Raw genomic sequence first — 1,485 nt, forward strand, 5'->3', positions numbered from 1 at the left:
CGCCGAGCAGGGTGAGCGGACGGCCGATCGCGCCGTCGACGGCGGCGACACCGCACCGGGTCAGCCCGGGGTCGATCCCCAACACGCGCACGCGCCTCATCCTCATCTTCTCGAACGTTCGTTCGCCCACATGCTAGCGGCGGGGGCCGACTTCCGCCGTCGCGCGGCCCGGGCGTGTCGACCCCCGGAGGCCCCGTGGCGGGGCGCCCCGCCCCGGACGCCCTGCCGTGAGCGTAGTCCGTCCGGCCCGGGCCACACGACACGGCGCGGAACCCGGGGCCCGGCGGCACTCGGCACGGGCGTCAGGGACACCCGTCACGGACGGGACCGGCGGCGATGCCCTCGACCAGCATGTGCGGCCCCTCCTCGAAGGCGGTGTCGCCCTGGCCACCGGACGGGGCTGGTACGCGGCCACGGCCTGGAGAGCCCCGCACACCCCGGGGACGCGCGCCGTCTGCGCGACGCCGGAGAAAGGGATGGACGGGACATCGGGTGCGTGCTAAGTTCAGCTCAGTTCGAGAAAAACTCTTCTTGAGAAGAACTGGAGGCTCCCGTGGCCGACCCGCGACACGAGGAGGGCGAGCACCGGTTCCTCGCCGACTACGACCCGCACGCGTTCGCCCCGGCCGCGGTCACCGTCGACGTCGTCGCCCTCACGATCCGGTCGGGCGTACCGCACGTACTGCTCACGCGGCGCGCCGCGTACCCCCAGCGCGGCTGGTGGGCCCTGCCCGGCGGCTTCGTCCGGGCGCAGGACGGACCGGACGGCCCCGCCGACCCCGACCTCCCCGACGCCGCCCTGCGCGTGCTCTCGGAGAAGACCCGCCTGCCCACCGAGCTGCACCTGGAGCAGCTGGGCACCTACGGCGCCCGTGACCGGGATCCGCGCATGCGCGTCTTCTCCGTCGCCTACGTGCTGCTGGCCCCCGACCTGCCCGACCCCGACACCGGCCGCGACACCGAGGAGGCCGCGTGGGTGCCGTGGAGCGAACTGGGCCACGGCGACGGCGTCCGCGCCGGGCTCGACCTGGCCTTCGACCACGGCCGCGTCCTCGCCGACGGCGTCGAGCGCGCCCGCTCCAAGCTGGAGTACACCCCGCTGGCCACGGCCTTCCTGCCACCCGCCTTCACCATCACGGCGCTGCGCGAGGTGTACGAGGCCGTGTGGGGGCGCTCCCTGCACGCGGCCAACTTCCACCGCAAGATCCTCGCCGCCCCCGGGTTCGTGGAGGACACCGGGCGGCTCGCCGAACGCGGCGGCGCGGGCGGCGGACGGCGGGCCCGGCTCTACCGGGCGGGCGGCGCCACCCAGTTGCACCCGCCCCTGCTGCGGAACACGCAGTGATCCCCGAGAAGCGACCCCGGAGGAGACCGCGGATGAGTGCCGACACCGCCTTCGAGGAGGCCGAACGCGCCGTCGCCCTGGCGGGCGACCCCGTCGAACTGTTCGGCCCGCTTCCCGACGGCGGCGGGCCGTCCCCGGCC

At 75.3% G+C, this 1,485-nt stretch carries 1 protein-coding gene and 1 pseudogene; one reads left to right on the plus strand and one right to left on the minus strand.

The genetic code is table 11. From position 1 onward, the window contains the following. Nucleotides 1–91, minus strand: a pseudogene (locus D455_RS33505) (crossover junction endodeoxyribonuclease RuvC); the annotation flags it as partial. Nucleotides 92–553: 462 nt separating this feature from the next. Between D455_RS33505 and D455_RS0117550 the strand changes: the two are divergent. Beyond that, nucleotides 554–1,345, plus strand: a complete 792-nt coding sequence (locus D455_RS0117550) for an NUDIX hydrolase (RefSeq protein ID WP_017572018.1) — start codon at nt 554–556, stop codon at nt 1,343–1,345. Nucleotides 1,346–1,485 lie beyond the last annotated feature (140 nt).

Source organism: Nocardiopsis halotolerans DSM 44410 (assembly GCF_000341065.1).
GTDB lineage: Bacteria > Actinomycetota > Actinomycetes > Streptosporangiales > Streptosporangiaceae > Nocardiopsis > Nocardiopsis halotolerans.